This is a genomic window from Paenibacillus antri (assembly GCF_005765165.1).
Classification (GTDB): domain Bacteria; phylum Bacillota; class Bacilli; order Paenibacillales; family YIM-B00363; genus Paenibacillus_AE; species Paenibacillus_AE antri.
In genome coordinates this window covers 186,283-205,071 of record NZ_VCIW01000002.1, presented here as the reverse complement: position 1 = coordinate 205,071, position 18,789 = coordinate 186,283, and the positions used below count along the sequence as shown (strand labels likewise).

Here is an 18,789-nt window from a genome sequence, read left to right as displayed (position 1 = left end):
CAGCGCGCCGTACCGAATATTTTATTCTTTCTTCTTATACGCGGACGGGGACGTACCGACGTATTTCCGGAATTTCGTATGAAAATAATCGACGTTCGCGTATCCGACCTGCTCGGCCACCTGATACACCTTCATTCCCTGCTCGAGCAGCGCCTTCGCTTGTTCGATTCTTACTTTGTCCAAATACGTGTTGAAGTATTCCCCCGTCGACTGCTTAAACACCTTGCCCAAATACGCGCTGTTGTAATGGAACAGCTCCGCGATCGTCTCGAGTTTCAAATTTTCGTGATAATTGCGCCGGATCAGGTCGACGACCCGCTTCACGAGCTTCTCCGCGCCCTGCTCCTCGGTCGCCGACATGAGACTGTGGAACAGCGACTTCGTCGCCCGCAGCAGCTCGTCGTATCGATATTCGCGGAATAGGGCGAGCATGTCGACGGACAGGCGGCGGTCGACCGTCTGCAGCTCGGGCCGGTTCGTCGCCAGCTTACCTACGACGGCGGAGACGATCTGTACGATCCTCGTCTTCAGCGTCTGCTCGGGAAGGCCCGCTTCCCTCATCAGTCTGCCGGCCTCGTCGACGAGACGCGACGCCGCGTCCGCGTTGCCGACGTCGACGGCGAGATACAGCTTGTCCTCGAGATCCCGCGTCGCGTCCGAAGCGCTCTCCGCGGATAGCGCCTCGGGCCCGCCCGCCGCGGACGGAGCTCCCGCGTCGCCGTATCGGCGAAGCTCGTCGGCGTCGTAGTAAAACCGGTCCTTCATGAGCTCGAGCGCGCGCTCGTACAGCGACTCGAGCCGATCCCACTCGGACGTCTCCCCCCCGGACACGGCGTCGCAGTCGAGCCCGCGGTCGTGGCACGGCTCACGAAGCGAGCGGAGCAGCGACTCTCGGGCATCCGCGTCTTCGAGCCGGTGTTTCCAGAGCAAGCCGACGTACGGCTCCGCGGCGAACAGTACGCCCTTACCGGTCGGCTCGTACGCCGCTGCCCACTCCTTGCGCACGGCGGCGGCCACGATCGGGTCGATGTCCTCCCGCGCGAGCAGCTTGATCAAGACGAGCTCGTAGCTCGGCCATCCGAAGCCGTCTCCGGCGTCCCCTCCGCCGCGAAGCGCCGCGAGCACTCGCTGCTCCTTCGTCGCTTCTTCCCAACGATCGGCTTGCTTCGACCGCGCCCGCTCCTCCTGCAGCGTCGTCTTCAGCTTCCGCAAGTATTGCTCGAGCTCATCCTCGTCGACGGGCTTCAGCAAATAGCCGTCGACGCGAGAGAGGATCGCCTTCTTCGCATAGTCGAAATCCGCGTATCCGCTCAGGATCAATATATGCAAGCCGGCGTCGACCTCGCGCAGCGCTTCGATCAACTCGAGCCCGTCCATGCCCGGCATCCGAATGTCCACGATCATCAGATCGGGTCGTAGCAGCTCGTGCTTGCGCAGCGCCTCCCTGCCGTTCGACGCCGTGTCGACGACCTCGTACCCGAGCTCCTCCCAAGGCAGCAGCGTCCGAAGCCCTTCCCGGATCATCGGCTCGTCGTCGACGATCAACACGCTATACATATCGATTTCCTCCCAGCGGTATATAGAAATGGATGGACGTCCCCTCGCCGACGGCGCTCCGAATGACGAGCCCGTGCTCGGGTCCGAAGCTGAGCTGCAGGCGAACGTGAACGTTGCGCATGCCGATCCGGTTGTGCTCGAGTTCTTCGGGCGCTTGCAGCGTCTCGTTCAGCCGTTGCAACGTTTCGGGGCTCATGCCGATGCCGTCGTCCTCGACGCACACGCGCACCCGGTCGCCGACGACGTCGGCCCGAATGCGCACCGTGCCGCCGTTTTCCTTATTTTCCAATCCGTGAATGACGGCGTTCTCGACGAGCGGCTGGATGATGAGCGGCGGAATCGGCGTCGCTTCGGCCCGCGGGTCGACGTGCAGCTCGAACTTCAGCCGATCCTCGTAACGGAACGATTGGATTTCCAAGTAGCAGCGGACCATGTCGATTTCGTCGGCCAGCTGAATGACGCGGCTGCCCGCTTCGAGGTTTTTCCGCATCATCTTGCCGAGCAGTCGGACGATGCGGGAAATTTCCTTCTCCCCCTTAAGGTGCGCCCGCATGCGGATCGACTCCAGCGCGTTGAACAGGAAATGCGGATTGATCTGGCTCGCCATCATCTTGAACCGAATTTCGTTCTGCTTCGACTCCAGCAAGCTGCGCTGCCGGTTCGTCTCCTCGACCTCGTCCATCAAGTCGGCGATGCTCGCGGACATCGAATTGAATTGTCTCGCGAGCTGCCCGATCTCGTCCTTCCCGTCGATGCGGACCGTCGTCCGCCATTGTCCCGCGGCCATGCGCTGGATATGCTTGCTCAGGCGGAGCATCCGCGAAGAGAGCATGCCCGAGAAGGCGTACATGAGAAGGAGCGACAAGACGAGGCTCGCGCCGATGACGGACAGCGCCAGCCGGTTGATCCGATTCGCGTCGGCGACGATCGTCTCGATGGAAAACACGGAGACGATGCGAAGGCCGTTCGCGCTCGCTTCCGGCACCAGCGACTCGATTCGAATTTCGGACCATTGCCCGTCGACGACGCCTTCGAATCTCCCGGTTTCGCCCGCCGTAATGGGGTCCTGCACCATGTCGATGTCCGCGAGCGTCAAGCCGATGCGGTCCGTCCGATTGGCGGCGACGATGCGGTCGTTCGAATCGACGATCATCGTATCGAACGTCTCCTGCAGCAAGATGTCCTGGAGCATCTCCATATTGACGTTCAAGACCAGCACGCCGAACGAACGGTGCTCCCAGAAGTCGATCTTGCGCACGAGGCTTAACGTCTGTTTCAAATACCGTTCGTCTTCCATGTACCGCCAAACCGCCAGACCGTTCGCTTCGACGGCGTCCTTGTACCAAGGCGCGTTCACGATGCGTTCGGTCGGGGGAATGAACTCCCAGTTGTTCAGCATCGTCGGGTTGTCCATATAAAATCGGACGCTGCTAATTTCCTTATATAAGCCGACCGTATCGCGAAACTCCGTAAAGTCCCGGTACGCGGAGACCACCTCGTAGGTGGTGTCGTACCTTCGGTTCGCCACATCCTCCAGCAGCTCGTCGTTCGCGAACCGGTACGCGTTGTCGTACGCGACGTCGATGACGTCGCTCGTCCGCTTCATGACCCGCTCGACGTTAATCGCGGTCTGTTCCACCGCGTTGTTGAGCGCCATGGCCCGAAGCTGTCCGGTCAAGAAGAAGCCCACGATCAACACCGGAACGAAGACGACGACGATGAACGAGAAAATCAGCTTCGTTCGCAGCTTCATATCGTTGATAGCGGTAATCCATCGCTGCCACATGCGAGCGGCCCCCCTCGACTCTCTCCCACAATCGTACTATGAAGCATATCCAAATTACACCGGATTTCGCAACCAATTTCGCGGGTATTTTTCCTTCGGGCCCTCGTGATAGAATGAAACGCGCGTAAGAGAACCATGCTTATCCATAGGTTAATGCAACCGTGTCCAAGGAGAGGATAGATTCTATGACTGCGAAAACGACGGAAACGTACCCGTTTCAAAATCCGGATTCGCCGCTCGACGAGCGGGTGAACGATCTCGTCTCCCGGTTTACGCTGGACGAGAAGGTCAACCTGATGTGCCAGTATCAGGACGAAGTGCCGCGTCTCGGCGTCGGCGCGTACAAGCACGGCACCGAAGCGGCGCACGGCGTCGCCTGGCTCGGCGAAGCGACGTCGTTCCCGCAGCCGATCGGTCTGAGCTGCACTTGGGACGAAGCGCTGCTGCGGAAGATCGGCTCGATCATCGGGGACGAAGCGCGCGGCTTCTATGCCCGCGACCCGAAGATCAACGGCCTGACGCTGTGGGCGCCGACCGTCGACATGGAGCGCGATCCGCGTTGGGGCCGCACGGAGGAAGCGTACGGCGAAGATCCGTACCTCGCGGGCAAGCTGTCCGCGGCGCTCGTGCAAGGCTTGCAAGGCGACCACCCGTTGTACGTGAAGACGGTCGCTTCGCTGAAGCACTTCTACGCGAACAACAACGAGATCGACCGCGGCACATGCTCGATCAGCATCGATCCGCGGAACAAGCGCGAATATTATCTTAAGGCGTTCGAGCTGCCGTTCAAGGAAGGCGGCGCCTTGTCGATGATGACGGCGTACAACGCGGTGAACGGCGTACCGGCGAACGTCAACCCGGAAGTCCGCGACATCGTGAAGGGCGAATGGGGCATGTCCGGCTTCGTCGTCAGCGACGCCGGCGACGTCACCGGCACCGTGGACGATCACGGCTACAGCGCGTCGTATAAGGAAGCCGTCGCCTTGACGATCAAGGCGGGCGTCGACAGCATTACCGACGACCATCCGCGCTTCAAGGAAGCGATTCGCGAGGCGCTCGCGGACGGGCTGCTCGCCGAGAGCGATCTCGACGTCGCGCTGCGTAACGCGTTCCGCGTCCGCTTCCGGCTCGGCGAATTCGACCCCGAGCGGAATCCGTACGCGAGCATCGACGAGTCGGTCATTCTTCGGCCGGAGCACGCGGCGTTGTCGCGCGAAGCGGCGCGCAAGGGCGTCGTGCTGCTGAAGAACGAAGGCGGCGCGCTGCCGCTGCAGGGCGCAAGGCTCGGCAAGGTCGCCGTCGTCGGTCCGCTCGGCGGCATCGTCTACCGCGACTGGTACAGCGGCACGCTGCCGTATTCGGTGACGCCGGCCGACGGCATCGCGGCGAAGTTGTCCGCGGGCGACGTCGTCTTCCGCGGCGGCACGAACCGGGTCGCGCTTCGCTCGACGACGACGGGCAAATACGTGCGTCTCGGCGACGGCGACGCGGCGCTCGCCGCGACGGCCGTTGACGCGGCGAACGCTTCCGTGCTGGAGACGACGGATTGGGGCTGGGACAGCCATACGATCGTCGCGCTCGAGAACGGCAAGTACTTGACGACGAACGACGAGCTTGTCAGCGCGACCTCGACGCAAATTTGGGAGTGGTTCACGAAGGAAGTGTTCCACCTTCGCCGGACGGCGAACGGCGACGTAACGCTGACGACCTGGAACGACCGTCCGGTCGTCGTCGACGCGGACTCCGGCGCTCTTCGCGTCGTCGACGGCTCGAAGGACGACGCCGAGACGTTCGCCGTCGAGGTGATCGGCGACGGCCTTCAGGAAGCCGTCGAGGCGGCGGCGAGCGCGGATGCGGCGATCGTGTTCGTCGGCAACCATCCGCTCGTGAACGGCAAAGAGACGATCGATCGGCCGGACATTACGCTTGCGGCTTCGCAGGAGCGGCTCATTCAAGAAGTGTATCGGGCGAATCCGAACACGACGGTCGTCGTCGTCGGCAGCTACCCATACGCGTTTCCTTGGGCCGATGCGAACGTGCCGGCGATTCTGTATTCGTCGCACGCGGGCCAAGAGCTCGGCAACGCGATCGCCGACGTGCTGTTCGGGGACTTCAATCCGGCGGGCCGCTTGTCGATGACGTGGTACAAATCCGTCGATCAGCTGCCGGCGTTCCTGGATTACGACATTATCAAGGGCAACCGCACGTATCGGTATTTCGAGGGCGAGCCGTTGTATCCGTTCGGATACGGCCTGTCGTATTCGCGGTTCGAGTACGACAATCTTGCGCTGGACCGCGAACGGCTCGGCGCGGACGACGTCGTTACGGTCCGCTTCCGCGTAATGAACAACAGCGACGTCGCCGGCGAAGAGGTGCCGCAGCTGTACGCGCGCGCGCTCCGTTCGCGCGTGAAGCGCCCGAACAAGGAGCTGCACGGCTTCCGCCGCATCGCGCTCGCCGCCGGCGAATCGGCCGAGGTGACGTTCGAGCTGAAGGCGGCCGACCTCGCCTTCTGGGACGTCACCCGCGACCGGTATTGCGTCGAAAGCGGCGAGTATGAAGTTATGGTCGGCGCCTCGTCCGCCGACATTCGTCTGACGGCGTCGTTCGCGATCGATGGCGAGACGGTGCCGCCGCGCGATCTGTACCGGGCGACGAGCGCCGCGAACTACGACGACTACGCGGGCGTATTCATCGGCGAAGGGCCGAACGGCGGCGATTGCGTCGTCGTCGACGATCCTTCGGCCGGCGCGTGGATTCGGTTCGACGACGTCGAGCTCGGCGAAGGCGCAGGCGCGAACGGCGTCGAGCTCGTCGCCGCGGCCGCGGCGCCGGCGGCGTTCGAGGTGCGCCTCGACGCGCCGGACGGCCCGATCGCCGCAAGCGGAACGGTGGAAGGCGCCGAAGGCGCAAAGCCCGCTTGGCGCGCGTTCGCGGCGGCGGCGACCGGCGCGAGCGGCCGTCGTTCCGTCTACGTGACGCTCCGCGGTCCGGCGCGCGTCGCAGCGATTCGTTTCCTGAAGTAACCAAGCTAGTCGATGACCCTCGTTCGGACCGTCGCCGGTCCTATGGACGGGGGTCTTTTCATCGTTTTTCAAAACATCGCCGCGGATTCGGCGACGATTGCGGCAGTACAGCTTTCTTTTTTCGGGCCGTTGCTACCGCGAATAAGGAACTTTCGTGTTCCCTAACAGCCGGGTGCACTCAGCTGAGCCAAGGGCAATCCAGGAGAAGGAGCTCCTGAACAACTTCCCGAAGCGCAACTCCTCAATGATTGCGTGAGCCGGTCAGTCAAGAAAAAAAACCGCCGAATCGCCGGCGGTTTTTCCCTTATCGCTTCATTAGAACACCCACTTGCCGTTCTTCTGCACGAGCTCGCCGTCGAGGTAGATTTCCCCGCCGTCCTTAAGCCCCTTCACGATGTCCCAATGGATGACCGAGACGTTGCCGTCCGGGCCGCCTTGCGCGTACGCTCCTCCGAGCGCCAGATGCACCGAGCCGCCGATCTTCTCGTCGAACAAGATGTCCTTCGTCGGGCGTTCGATGCCGAAGTTCGCGCCGATGCCGAGCTCCCCGAGGTAGCGCGCCCCCTCGTCGGTGTTCAGCGCTTCCTCCAGAAACTCCTGCCCCTTCTGCGCCGAAGCCTCGACGACCTTCCCTTCCCGGAACGTCAGCCGGATCCCGGCGATTTCGCGCCCCTTGTACGTGGTCGGCCACTCGAAGAAAATCGTCCCCTCCGTCTTCCGGAAGTTCGGCGTATAATAAAACTCCCCGTCCGGAACGTTATGGATGCCGGCCGCGAGAATGCCCTTGCGCCCTTCGATGTCGACGGTAACGTCGGTGCCGTTCGTTCCGACGATGCGCACCCGGCTCGCGGCGTCGAACTTCGCCGCGGCCGCCAGCATCGATCGTTCGATCTCGGCGTAATCGACGAGCGCGGCGGAGTAGATGAAGTCCTCCAGCTCCTCGAGCGACATCTCCGCGTCCTGCGCGTACGCCTGGGTCGGGAACTTCGTCAGCACCCACTTCGCCTTGTCCGCCATCAGATGCTCGAGCGCAGGACGGCGCGCCTTGCTGCGGGCGGTCGAACGCCACGATTCCACGTTCGTAAGGTCCTTCGTGTTTTCCTCGGACAAAATGTTCACGTAACCGTCCATATGGAAGAACAGCAGTTCCGTCCAGCCGGCATGCGTCAATTGCTCCTCCGTGCCTTCCCGTAGGAACGTACCGAGCAAGCCCGGAATTTCCACGTTCGTATGCGGGTGTCCGCCGGCCTTCAACACGGCGCGGTACACTTCCTTAATCAGGGGGATGGCGCTCGTCGAACCGCTGATCAAGATTTTCTCCCCGCGTTGCACCTTCAAGGAATGATTCACCAAAATATCCGCAAGCTTCACAACTCTTTCGTCAGCCATCGAACTACCCCCTGCGTTCTATAATTATCTACTTATTATACGCGTTCGGGTCTTGTCCTGGCAAAAAGAAATGCGGCTGCCATCCCCGCCGCCGCGCACCCCGCCGCCAGCGGCAACGAGACGGCGAAGGCGGGCGACACCGCCAGCAGCGCCGCGGCGATCGCGTGCGCCGTCCGGCGTACCGAGCGCTGCGAGCGGGCGCGGGCGGTCGGCGGCTGCGGCGACATCGCGACGAGCAGCGGCTCGGCGGGCGGCGACTGGATGCCGCGCAGCTGCAGCCCGATCAGCCAGCAGAAGACGACGTACATCGCGACCGCCGTCCACGGATGGGGGAACACCCACACGAGAACGGCTTCCAACACGACCATACGAAGCGCGAGCGACGCCATCGACGAGCGAAGGAACGTCCGCCAATACATATATAGGAACGCATGGCCGGCATCGTAACGGATGAGCCGCAGCAAGCCGTTCAGATAGCGGCGCGGGCGATACGTCTCCGCCCGATGCGGCAAGTCGACGAAGAAGCCGAACCAGCTCTCGTGCAGCGCTCGCGTCCGCCGCTCCCGATCGAGCTGATGCTCCCAGTGGATCCGGTACGCCTCCGGCAAACGCAGCGCGGCGGCGTACGCAACCCAGACGAGCGCGAGCAGCGCGTCCGCCGGTTCGAGCGGTCCCCGGAGCAGCGCGAACGCGGTGGCGACGACGGCGACCGCCTTGACGACCGCGAACGCGGCGCGGACGCCGCCGTACCGGAAGCGGCGCTCGCGCCAAGCTCCCGCGTACAGCAGCGCCTTCAGCGCCAGCAAGCTCGCCGAAGCGATCGCGTACGATGCGGCGCCGCCCGCCCCTGCCGCCGCATACAGCGGCCAATACAGCAGAAGCGCCGCCAGCGTCAGCGCGGTCGACATTGCCGCTCCCCAAGCCCATGCGCCGCGGAAATACTCGTTCATCCGGCTCTCCAGCCGAAGCAGCATCGCGAGGTCGGGCTGCCGCAAATACGTGCGCGCCGGGTTCCATAAGAGCGCCAGCGCGAGCACCGCCGCCGCGCCGAGCGGCAGCCAGACGTCGGCGCTCCCCGCCGCCCGCGTCCGATTCAGCAGCGCCGCGTAGCCCTGGATCGTCAGGATGACCGCGAAGCCCATCGCCACGCCGCCGCTGCTCATGACGTACTTCCAGTACGGCAGCACCTCGCGCAAATATCGAGCCCGTCGTTCCATCCAGAGGAGGCGCAAGTTCATCGGCCGCTTCCTCCCACGAGTCGGAAGAACGCCTGCTCCACCTTGCCGGACGGCGGCGTCCCGGCGGCCGCGACGACGTCCTCCGCCGTACCGCTCGCGACGACCGCGCCGTCATGCAGCACGACGTAGCGATCGCAATAGCTCTCCAGCATCGACAAAATATGAGAGCTGACGATCAGCCCGCAGCCGGCCTCTTTCTCCTCCCGCATCTGCTCGAGCAGCGCCCGGATCGCCAGCGGGTCGAGTCCGAGGAACGGCTCGTCGATGACGTAGAGCGGCGGCCTCGCGAGGAAGGCGCACATGAGCATCACCTTCTGCCGCATCCCCTTCGAAAGATGACCCGCGAATTTCGTTCGTTCCTTCTCCATCCGGAAGCGGTCGAGCAGCCGCTCCGCCCGCTCCCGGAACGTCTTCTCTTCGACGCCGTACGCCATGGCGGTCCATTCGAGATGCTCCCAGACGGATAATTCGTCGTATAACAGCGGGCTCTCCGGCACGAACGCGAACGAAGCGCGGTACGCTTCGCCGGACGATCCAAGCGTATGCCCGCACACCTCCACCGTGCCTCCGATCGGCTGCAGCAAGCCGATGATATGCTTCATAAGGGTGCTCTTCCCCGCCCCGTTCAGCCCGAGCAGGCCGACGAGCTCGCCGGGCCGCACGCTCGCGTCCACTTCCTTCAAGACGGGCCGCTTCCGGCTGTACCCGCCGACCAAGCCCCGCACCGTCAACACCGATTCGCTCATCGTTCACCTCGTGGTATGATGTCTTATGGAACATTCTGTTTCCATTATAAACCACGGCGGCGCCGAAATAACATTCGGCTTCGCGAAGCGGCCGAGGCGCGGAATGCCGTTCGGCGCGCAGGAATATTATTCCACGCTTGTATTCCTTGACACGCATATTCGAGATGGAGTATATTCAAATCATGGATGCTACTACATTTAGCGCTCTCGCCGAGCCGAACCGATTGCAAATCGTTGAACTCTTGAGAGACGGACCGCTCGCCGTCGGCGAAATCGCCGAACGCATCGAGCTTCAACAACCGCAAGCGTCCAAACACTTGCGCGTGCTCAGCGAAGCGGGTCTCGTCGAGGTGCATCCGGTCGCCAACCGTCGGATTTACAAGCTTCGCCCCGAGCCGCTCCAAGAGCTGGACACGTGGCTGGAGACGTTCCGGCGCATGTGGGAAGAACGCTTCGACCGGTTGGACCTGTACCTTCAAGCCTTGCAGAACAAGGACACGAAGCCGGGCGATTTGAACTGACGGAGATCGCCTTGCCATCTTGACCGGGAAGGGGGATCGTCAATACCGCTTGTTTCCGAATGAATGACGCCGATCGAGAGAGCGGCGTCATTTTGTTTGCCTCCACGCGAAGAGGCCTCAGCCGTATCCTCGGCTGAGGCCTCTTTCCGTTATATTTACTTAATGGTAATGACGTTCACCACTTGGTTCGTCACGAGCAGTTCGACGTCCGATACGCCCTTCTCGAGCGTCAACGCGTTGCCGTTCACGACCGCGTCCGGCGAGACGTTATAGATGCGAGTCACGACGCCGCTCGACTGCACGGTGCTGATCGTAATTTGCGTCACTTTGCCGTTCGACGTACGGTGGCTTTGGTACTTGCCTTCTACGGTGTATACGCCGACGTTGTTATCCGATACCGGATCCGTCACGTTCAGGTGGAGCACCTTGCCGTTCACGAGCAGCACGCTCACTTCGTCGCCCGGCTGCACGACGTTCAGGGCGACCGTAACGCCGTTGCGAACGATCGTCGCATTCGTTTCGACCGCGTACGTAACGGCGGCGGAGCCGTTCCACAAGTCGATTTTATCGGCGTAGACCGCAGAGACGACGCCGGTCACTTGACCGTTCTCCGCTACGGGCTGCGTAACGCTGACGTGTACGATGACGCCGCCCGCCACGACCGCGGTCACTTGATCTCCCGCTTTCAGCGCGCTCAGCGCGACCGTCGCGTTGTTGCGAACGATAACGGCATCGCTCTTCACCGTATATTCCGTCGCGACGCCGTCTTTCGTCAGCGTCAGCTTGTTCGTGCCGATCGCCGTTACCGTGCCGGTCTTTTGACCGTCCGTTACGGTGACGGCCGTCGTCACGTTCACGTGTACGATGACGCCGCCCGACACGATGACGGTCACTTGGTCGCCGACTTTCAGCGCGCCGAGCGTCGCCGACGCGTTATTGCGGATGATCGTCGCGTCGCTCTTCACCGTGTACTCCGTCGCGACGCCGTCCTTCGCAATCGTCAATTTGTTGGAGTCGATCTTCGTGATCGCGCCCATCTTCTGACCGTCCGTCACGGCGGCCGCTTGGGTGACGTTCAAGAAGATAATCGCTCCGTTCGAGACGACGGCGGACACCCGGTCGCCCGGAAGCACGGCGCCGATGCCGACCAACGCGTTATTGCGAAGCACCGTGACGTCCGAGGCGAGCGTGTAGGACACCGACTTGCCGTTGACCGTGAGCGTCGCCTTGCCGTTCGCATAGCCGGCGAACGTGCCGGTCACTTGACCGAAGCCCGAATCGTCCTCCGGAATTTGGTCGCCCGTGCGATCCAGGATAGCCGCGAGCTCGGCGCGCGTCACCGGCTGGTTCGGACGGAACGTGTTGTTTTCGTAGCCGGTGATGAGGCCCTTCTCCAACGCGACCGCCACATAACCGACGGCGCCGGCCGGGATTTCCTTCTTGTCCTTGAAGCTAAGCTCCGCGTTCATCTTCGCCTTCGCTTCGCCCTCGAGGCCGAGCGCCTTCACGAGCAGAATCGTCGACCACAGACGGTCCGCCGGCTTCTCCGGCTGCACTTCCGATTCCGTCTCGAGGAACAGATCGTTTTCGACGGCGACGGCGACGTAGCCGACGGCCCACGGGTATTTCTTCTCGATCTTGTCCGCGTCTTTGAAGTTCAGCTCCGTCGCCATCTCGGCCGCGGATTCCGCTTGCGCGCGAAGCCCCATCTGGCGGACGGCCGCCGTGATCGCTTCGATGCGCGTAACCTTCTGGTTCGGACGGAACGAGCCGTCCTCGTATCCGGTGAAGACGCCGCGCTTCACGAGCTCGGCGATATATTGCAGCGCCCAAGCGGACTCCTGGCGGACGTCGTCGAATTTCAATTCGATTTTCTTGCCGTTCACCTCGACGTGGATGCCGCGGGCTTCATCTTTGTATTCGAACTTGTCGTCGTCCCATTCGAACTTAACGTCGTCCTTGTCCTTGCCCTTGCCCGCCCACTCCGGCTTCGCAGCGAACGCCGAGGTTGCGCCGCCCGCCACTAACGAGAAAGCCAAACAGCTGATCATCGTCTTCTTCCACATGCTCATCTTCATCCACACTCCCACTATTATAGAAAAGTTCGCCGAGTCCGAAGCGGCCCCGATATGCTCATACCGTTCGGACCCCGGGCGACGTTTCGGGGGGTGCAGTAAAAAATTGGGTGTAAGGTCCCAGAACACAAGGAAGTGCGGCCCACCCCCGCATGCAAGCTGCGAATGCGGACCGCGACGTTCGTCACCTATGCCGGGAGAGAGAAAGCGCATGAATCACGGGAGAAGCCGGGTCTCGGCATACGCCGTCATTTCAGCCGGAAATGTTTCGTTACGAAATCGAATGTCTCTTCCGCGGATCTCGCGCCGTCGACGACGACGGAAGCAAGCTCATGCCGTTCCGCTCGGCGCATCATCTCGTCGGCGAACCCGATATCCCGGGCCATCCAATTCGAGAACGCGAGATCCGGGTTCTCGTAATGCTTCAATACGCCGCCGATCCATTCCCTGTCCACGTAATGGCTTATTTGAAATTCCGCCGCCGGGAATAGCCATACCCCCTGATGCGGATGAAGAAGATGAGGCGCGACCGAAGAGGGGAGCAGCGCCGCCCCTTCGACCACGATTTTCGTATCGCTAGGCAATGCTAACAGATCTTCCAGAATCAACTGGAATTGTTCCTCGTATACGGCGATTACGTCGCGGATTTGCCGGTCGACCGGCTCGGCGCAAAATTTACTGGACCATACCTGGTTCCAAGTGAAATCCTTAATGCTGTACATCGCGGGGTGCCGCTCCGCGGTGCTTCTCGCCATATGATCGTCGTAGCAATCGTCGCACTTATAATACCGGAAGCCGTACTCGCCGCTTAACCGTCGGGCGACGGTGCTCTTCCCTGCGCAGGGAGAGCCGCCGATCCAATACACATGAGCAAGTTCATGTTGAAATAAGGACATGATTTCATCTCCCAAGCTTTTGATCTAGGGATAGAATCATACCAAACGTATCCCTATTCCGGCAACCGCACCGTACGCTTCGTTTCGTGGGCTCGAACGACGGCGTCCAACACTTGTTGGTTCCGGTATCCGTCCAAGAAGCCGGGGAGGCCGTCCGGGACTTCGCCTTCGAGAACCGCGAAGAAGTCGTCGTATTGCTTCCGCTTGCAGCGGCTCGGTACGTCCAGCGTCGTTCTCCCCAACTGCCCGGGCGATTCCTCGCGAATGACGATCACCTGATCCGGCGACAGCGTCGAGGCGTGGATCGTGCCGCGGTCGCCGTAGATCGAAACCTCGTGTTCGTTGCCCGAGCCGACCGCATTCCTCGTCGTCTGGAACGTGCCGACGATCGAGTTCGTCAGACGCGCCTGGAAGCTGGCAAAGTCGTCGACGTCGACGCGCACGGACTCCCCGCTGCCGGGATCTCTCCGCTCGGCGACGATCGTATGCAGCACCGCGGACAGCTCCTCGAACTCGCCGAACAGGTAACGCGCCATGTCGATCATGTGCGACCCCAGATCTCCCAGCGCGCCGGTGCCGGTGATCTCCTTATCGTACCGCCACATATAAGGCGTATCGTAGATCGCGGAGCCCCAGCTTTGCAGATAGCGGATCGAGAAGCTGCGCACCGCCCCGATGTCGCCTTGGCGAATCAGCTCCCTTGCATAGCGGAACGACGGCGTATACCGGTACGTAAATCCGATCATCGCAGGTACGGGCCGCCGGTCGTATAACGCGAGCAGAGGCGCCGCCTCCTCGAAGTCGCGGGTGAACGGCTTCTCCGCCAGGAACGGCTTCCCCGCCTGAAGGCAAGCGCGAATAATTTCGGCATGCACATGATTCGGCGTGACGGAGACGACCGCGTCGACTTCCCGGTCGCCGATGAGCGAACGGAAGTCGGCGTACCGCTTCTCCTCGCCGAGGCCGAGACGATCCCCCGCCTTCGCCATCGCCTCCGCGCTGACGTCGCTGACGGCCGCGATCCGAAACCGGCCGGTCTCGTTCATCCAACGCAGATGCTCCTGCGCCATGCCGCCCAGTCCGATCAATCCGATTCGGTAGATCGTCTTCATGCCTTCCCCCCGATCCGCTCCAGCGGCTTCGCGTTCCCGTAAGCGGGACGGCTTCGCCGAACCGGCCGCGCCCACGCCGCCGCGTTCGCGATCACGCGCTGGATGTCCTTGTGATAATACGTCGGATACGTCTCGTGTCCCGGGCGGAAATAGAAAATTTTCCCGTTGCCGCGAACGTACGCGCAGCCGCTTCGGAACACCTCGCCTCCCTCGAACCAGCTCGTGAAGATCAGTTCGTCCGGCGCCGGGACGTCGAAGTGTTCGCCGTACATCTCTTCCTTCTCAAGCTCGATGTACGCTCCGATGCCTTCGACGATCGGGTGCCCCGGCGACACGACCCACAGCCGCTCCTTCTCGTCCGCTTCGCGCCACAACAGATCGCAGCTCGTTCCCATTAACGCCTTGAAGATCTTCGAGTGATGTCCGGAATGCAGCACGATCAGCCCCATGCCGTCCAGAACGCGCTCCTTCACCTTCCGGACCGTCTCGTCGCCGACCTCCCCGTGCGCCAGATGCCCCCACCAGACGAGGACGTCGGTACCGCGCAGCACGTCGTCCGTCAGCCCGTGTTCCGGCTCGTCCAACGTCGCCGTTCTCGTCTCGAATCCCGCTTCCGACAAGAAGCTTGCGATCGCCCCGTAGATGCCGTTCGGATACAGCGCTCCGACGGCCGGATCGTTTCGCTCATGCCGATATTCGTTCCACACCGTTACCTTCGTAGTCATCGATCCATACCCCTTTCGAAAATGGTCCCCCGCCCTCGCCAAGGGGAAGCCCCGCGACGGTGCGCGGGGCTTCCTCTCGGGCGTCGGCGTCGCGTTATTCGACGCTCATATACCGGTCGTACGCTTCTTGATAGATCGCGATCAATCGCTCAAGCCCCATGGCGTTGAGCTTTCCTACGTAGTCGTCCCAGCCTTCGTCGATGCCGCCCTGCGTCACCCATTGGGCGCGGGCGCTTGCGATGAAGCTGTTGATATCGGTCGTCAGCGTGGGCAGCTCCTGGTATTCATCCGCCGTATGCATAACCTCCGGGTATGGCTGGGTGACGAACTCCTTGCCGAGCTTGTCGAGCTCCATCTTCAGACCGTCCCCGGTCGTCGGGTCCAGCTTGATGTTTTTCTCGAACGAGGGGCTTACGTATTTCGGTCCGAAGTCGCGGAGCGAATTTTCCCAATACCACGCGTCGGCGCTCGTCCCTTCCGGCGGAGCCATCAGCGAGAACGTGCCGTCGTCGTGCTTCTCGAGCGACGTGCCGATGGCGCCCCAGAAGTTCTGAATGCTCGCCTCGGACGTGTAGAACTGGTCGATCCAACGCGCCGTCACTTCCGGATGCTCGTTAAAGGTCGTAATCAATACTTCGTTGCGTCGGAAGTTCAATCCCTCCGGCTCCCCCTCTTGATACTTCCCGCCGTCCGGACCGGCGATCGGCGCGATCGTGACGTATTGATCGCTCCACTTGCCGAAGACGGCGTCGGGCGTCCATTGATACGAAAATCCGATGAGCGGAACGTCCGGATTTTGCCGCTTCGCGCTGAGCATCGTGCCGTCCTGCGTGAACGATTCCGGATCGATCAGTCCCTCCGCATACAGCTTATGCGCCCACTTCAGCCCCTCTTTGTAAGCTTGCGAAGTCGGGAAAAATACGGGCTTGCCGTCTTGGATCAACATGTTATTGGCTCGAAGATTCGTGATGCCGAACGGCATGAGCAGCTGCATCTCGATATCGCCTTCGTTGCTGACCGGAATTTCGTCCGCTTTCCCGTTGCCGTTCGGATCCTGCTCTTTGAACGCTTTCAACACCGCGTAGAGCTCGTCGACGTTCGTCGGCGGTTGCAGCCCCAACTTGTCAAGCCATGCTTTATTGATGACCGGCTGCGTCGCCGAGACGGGACGCGACGGCAATCTAGCCGGCAGCGAATAGATGCTGCCGTCCGGGAAGGTGCTCAGCTTGCGCATGACGGGCGTCTCTTCCATCGCCGCCTTCAAATTCGGCATATATTCCTCGATATAGTCGTCCAGCGGGCGGAAATACGTTAAGTTATTGATGATGTCCGAGTCGCCGAGCGCAAGATTTCCTAGAATCACGTCCGGCAGCTCCCCGCTCGCCAGCATGACCGACTTCTGCTCTCCCCAATCGTTCGAGGACATGACCTGCCAGTTGATCTTCACGTTGGTCGCTTTCTCGAGCTCCTGCAGCCACGCGTTCTTCGTGAAGCTGTCGCCCATGTTGCCCCAACGAACCGTCAGAACGTCGAGCGTAATCGGTTCGTTTACGAGCGGAAGGCCCTCTTTGTTATAACCGCTCTCCGAACCGCTTTCGGCAGGCGTCCCGCCCGTCGCTCCGCCGCTGCAGCCGGCCAGCAGGACGGCGATCGATGAACCGAGAGCGAGATAAGATACCGTTTTCTTCAACATACCGCGTTTCCCCCTAAAATAAAGTGTGATCATTGCTTCACCGCTCCGATCATTACCCCCTGATTGAAGTGCTTCTGCACGAACGGATACGCTAGCATGATCGGGATCGTCGAGACGATGATGACGGAATACCGCATCAGATTCGCGAGCCGCAGCGCGATTTCGGCCGCTTCTCCGCTGCCCATGCTCGACTGCATCTGATTGGTGATGAGAATGTTGCGAAGCACGAGCTGCAGCGGGTACAGCGATTCGTCCTTCAAATAAATCAAAGCGCCGAAATAAGAGTTCCAATGACCCACCGCGATCCACAACGCGAGCACGGAGACGACCGCCTTCGAGAGCGGCAGGACGAACTGGAAGAAATAACGGAGGTTCCCGCAGCCGTCGATCTGCGCCGATTCCCATAGATCGGCGGGAATGCTGTTTTGGAAAAACGTCCTCGCCACGATAATATCGAATACGCCGACCGCGAACGGCAGCACCATGACCCAGAACGAGTTGTACAAGCCAAAATCCCGAATCGTAAGGAAGGTCGGAATCAATCCGCCGTTAAAGAACATCGTGAACAGAAAGAAGAGCGTAATCGCCTTGCGTCCGAACAAATCTTTCCTCGACAGCGCGTAAGCCGCCGACAAATTGACGGCCAACCCGATTCCCGTTCCGACCGCCGTGTAGAAAATCGTGTTCCGGTATCCGACCCAGATGTTGGAATGATTCAACAGCTCTTTATATCCTTCCAACGTAAACCCCTTGGGCCACACCCACACTTGCCCGTTCCCGACCGCGGAAGGATCGCTGAACGAAGCGATGACGATGAAGTAAAGCGGATATAACGTGATCAGAAGCACGAAAGCCGCCCACACGTACAATAAACCTTCTAGAAGCGAATCGGAAGATCGCCTCTTCGGCGCTCTCCGGATCGCTGACGCGGCGAGTTCCATCGCTGTCGTCCCCTCCCTTCTACCAGAGACTGTTGTCGCTGTACCTTCTCGCGATATGGTTGACGAGCAGCAGCAGGACGAAATTGATGACGGTGTTGAACAAGTTGATCGCGGCCGAGAAGCTGTACTGCGCGCTTAACAGCCCGATTTTGTAAACATACGTGGAGATGACTTCGCTTCCGGAAATATTCAGGTTGTTCTGCATCAAGTATACCTTCTCGAATCCGACCCCGAGCAGTCCGCCGATTCGCAATATGAGCAGCGTCACCGCCGTCGGCATGAGCATCGGAACGTCGATATTCCAGACGTTCTGCCATCGGTTCGCCCCGTCCACCTTGGCCGCTTCGTAAAGACTCGGGTCGATCGCCGATAACGCCGCGAGGAAGATAATGCTGTTCCACCCCGTCTGCTGCCATACGTCGGACCAGACGTATACGCTGCTGAACAAGGCGCTGGAGCCCATTAGATTGGGCGCTTCGGCCCCGAATAGGCGATAGACGTGCCCGACGAGTCCGTTCCCCGGGGAGAGCAGGATGAGCATCAGTCCGACGAGCACGACGGTGGAGATGAAGTGCGGCATGTACGTGACCGTCTGGAAGAAGCGCCGGAACCGCTCGACCCGCATTTGGTTCACCAGCAGCGCGAACGCGATCGGGATCGGGAACGTCGCGAAGCTGTACAGGCTGATGAACAGCGTATTTTTCATCGTAATCTCGAATTGATAGGATGCGAAATACTTTTCGAAATACTTGAATCCCGCCCAAGGGCTCCCGGAAATCCCGAAGGCCGGACTGTAATCTTTGAAAGCGATGATCACCCCGTACATCGGTTTATAGGTAAAGCATATCAGCAGCGTCACGGCCGGAAGCAGCAGCAAATAAAGCCCCCAATTCCTCGCGATGCTTCCCGCCGCGCGCCGCCGCCGGACGAACGCTGGACTTGAGTTCAAAATCGAATCCCCCTCTCTTTCTTGTCGTCCCTCGGAACTATTCTCATCATAACGCATCCGTTCGCGACGAACCGGACCACCTCGAACGCGGAATCCGGACCTTCCGCGCGTACCGGACGCCGCCCGACAGTCGAA

14 protein-coding genes are annotated in these 18,789 nt (G+C 61.1%); 2 read left to right on the top strand and 12 right to left on the bottom strand.

Translation table 11 applies throughout. From position 1 onward, the window contains the following. Positions 1-21 precede the first annotated feature (21 nt). A complete protein-coding gene (locus FE782_RS04100) occupies positions 22-1,557 on the bottom strand; it encodes a response regulator transcription factor (protein WP_138192779.1) in 1,536 nt (511 codons plus the stop codon). Beyond that, a complete protein-coding gene (locus tag FE782_RS04095; RefSeq protein WP_138192777.1) occupies positions 1,550-3,343 on the bottom strand; it encodes a cache domain-containing sensor histidine kinase in 1,794 nt (597 codons plus the stop codon). Before FE782_RS04095 ends, FE782_RS04100 begins: the two co-directional genes overlap by 8 nt. Positions 3,344-3,528: 185 nt before the next feature. Here FE782_RS04095 and FE782_RS04090 point away from each other — a divergent pair, with 185 nt between their 5' ends. Then, complete coding sequence (locus tag FE782_RS04090; RefSeq protein WP_138192775.1) at positions 3,529-6,369, top strand: glycoside hydrolase family 3 protein; 2,841 nt, start codon at positions 3,529-3,531, stop codon at positions 6,367-6,369. 315 nt (positions 6,370-6,684) lie between these two features. Here the strand turns inward: FE782_RS04090 and FE782_RS04085 are convergent, their stop codons facing one another. The 3 genes from FE782_RS04085 to FE782_RS04075 are packed head-to-tail and all read right to left on the bottom strand — an operon-like array spanning position 6,685 to position 9,742. After that, positions 6,685-7,758 (bottom strand): aminopeptidase, encoded by a 1,074-nt coding sequence (locus FE782_RS04085; RefSeq protein ID WP_138192773.1) that lies wholly within the window; start codon positions 7,756-7,758, stop codon positions 6,685-6,687. 35 nt (positions 7,759-7,793) lie between these two features. Continuing rightward, positions 7,794-8,996 (bottom strand): ABC transporter permease, encoded by a 1,203-nt coding sequence (locus FE782_RS04080; protein ID WP_138192771.1) that lies wholly within the window; start codon positions 8,994-8,996, stop codon positions 7,794-7,796. Beyond that, positions 8,993-9,742, bottom strand: coding sequence for an ABC transporter ATP-binding protein (locus FE782_RS04075; protein ID WP_138192769.1), 750 nt, complete (start codon positions 9,740-9,742; stop codon positions 8,993-8,995). Before FE782_RS04075 ends, FE782_RS04080 begins: the two co-directional genes overlap by 4 nt. A 182-nt stretch (positions 9,743-9,924) precedes the next feature. Between FE782_RS04075 and FE782_RS04070 the strand changes: the two genes are divergently transcribed. Next, entirely contained in the window at positions 9,925-10,263 is a 339-nt protein-coding gene (locus tag FE782_RS04070; protein ID WP_138192767.1) for an ArsR/SmtB family transcription factor, read from the top strand. A 155-nt stretch (positions 10,264-10,418) separates the two neighbouring features. Here the strand turns inward: FE782_RS04070 and FE782_RS04065 are convergent, their stop codons facing one another. From FE782_RS04065 to FE782_RS04035, 7 genes are all read right to left on the bottom strand, one after another. Continuing rightward, positions 10,419-12,335 (bottom strand): S-layer homology domain-containing protein, encoded by a 1,917-nt coding sequence (locus FE782_RS04065; protein ID WP_238392341.1) that lies wholly within the window; start codon positions 12,333-12,335, stop codon positions 10,419-10,421. Between the two features lie 251 nt (positions 12,336-12,586). Then, positions 12,587-13,234, bottom strand: coding sequence for a nucleoside/nucleotide kinase family protein (locus FE782_RS04060; protein WP_138192763.1), 648 nt, complete (start codon positions 13,232-13,234; stop codon positions 12,587-12,589). A 53-nt stretch (positions 13,235-13,287) separates the two neighbouring features. Beyond that, positions 13,288-14,346 carry a Gfo/Idh/MocA family protein gene (locus FE782_RS04055; RefSeq protein WP_138192761.1) on the bottom strand — a complete coding sequence of 353 codons (1,059 nt, stop codon included), beginning with the start codon at positions 14,344-14,346 and terminating at the stop codon, positions 13,288-13,290. Further along, the gene (locus FE782_RS04050) at positions 14,343-15,071 is read right to left on the bottom strand and encodes a ThuA domain-containing protein (protein WP_138192759.1); all 729 of its coding nucleotides are present in this window, start codon (positions 15,069-15,071) and stop codon (positions 14,343-14,345) included. Before FE782_RS04050 ends, FE782_RS04055 begins: the two co-directional genes overlap by 4 nt. 94 nt (positions 15,072-15,165) lie before the next feature. Continuing rightward, positions 15,166-16,764 (bottom strand): extracellular solute-binding protein, encoded by a 1,599-nt coding sequence (locus FE782_RS04045; protein WP_138192757.1) that lies wholly within the window; start codon positions 16,762-16,764, stop codon positions 15,166-15,168. Positions 16,765-16,793: 29 nt separating this feature from the next. Further along, a complete protein-coding gene (locus tag FE782_RS04040; RefSeq protein ID WP_138192755.1) occupies positions 16,794-17,705 on the bottom strand; it encodes a carbohydrate ABC transporter permease in 912 nt (303 codons plus the stop codon). Positions 17,706-17,724: 19 nt separating this feature from the next. Beyond that, positions 17,725-18,654 (bottom strand): ABC transporter permease, encoded by a 930-nt coding sequence (locus FE782_RS04035; protein ID WP_238392340.1) that lies wholly within the window; start codon positions 18,652-18,654, stop codon positions 17,725-17,727. Between the last annotated feature and the right edge of the window lie 135 nt (positions 18,655-18,789).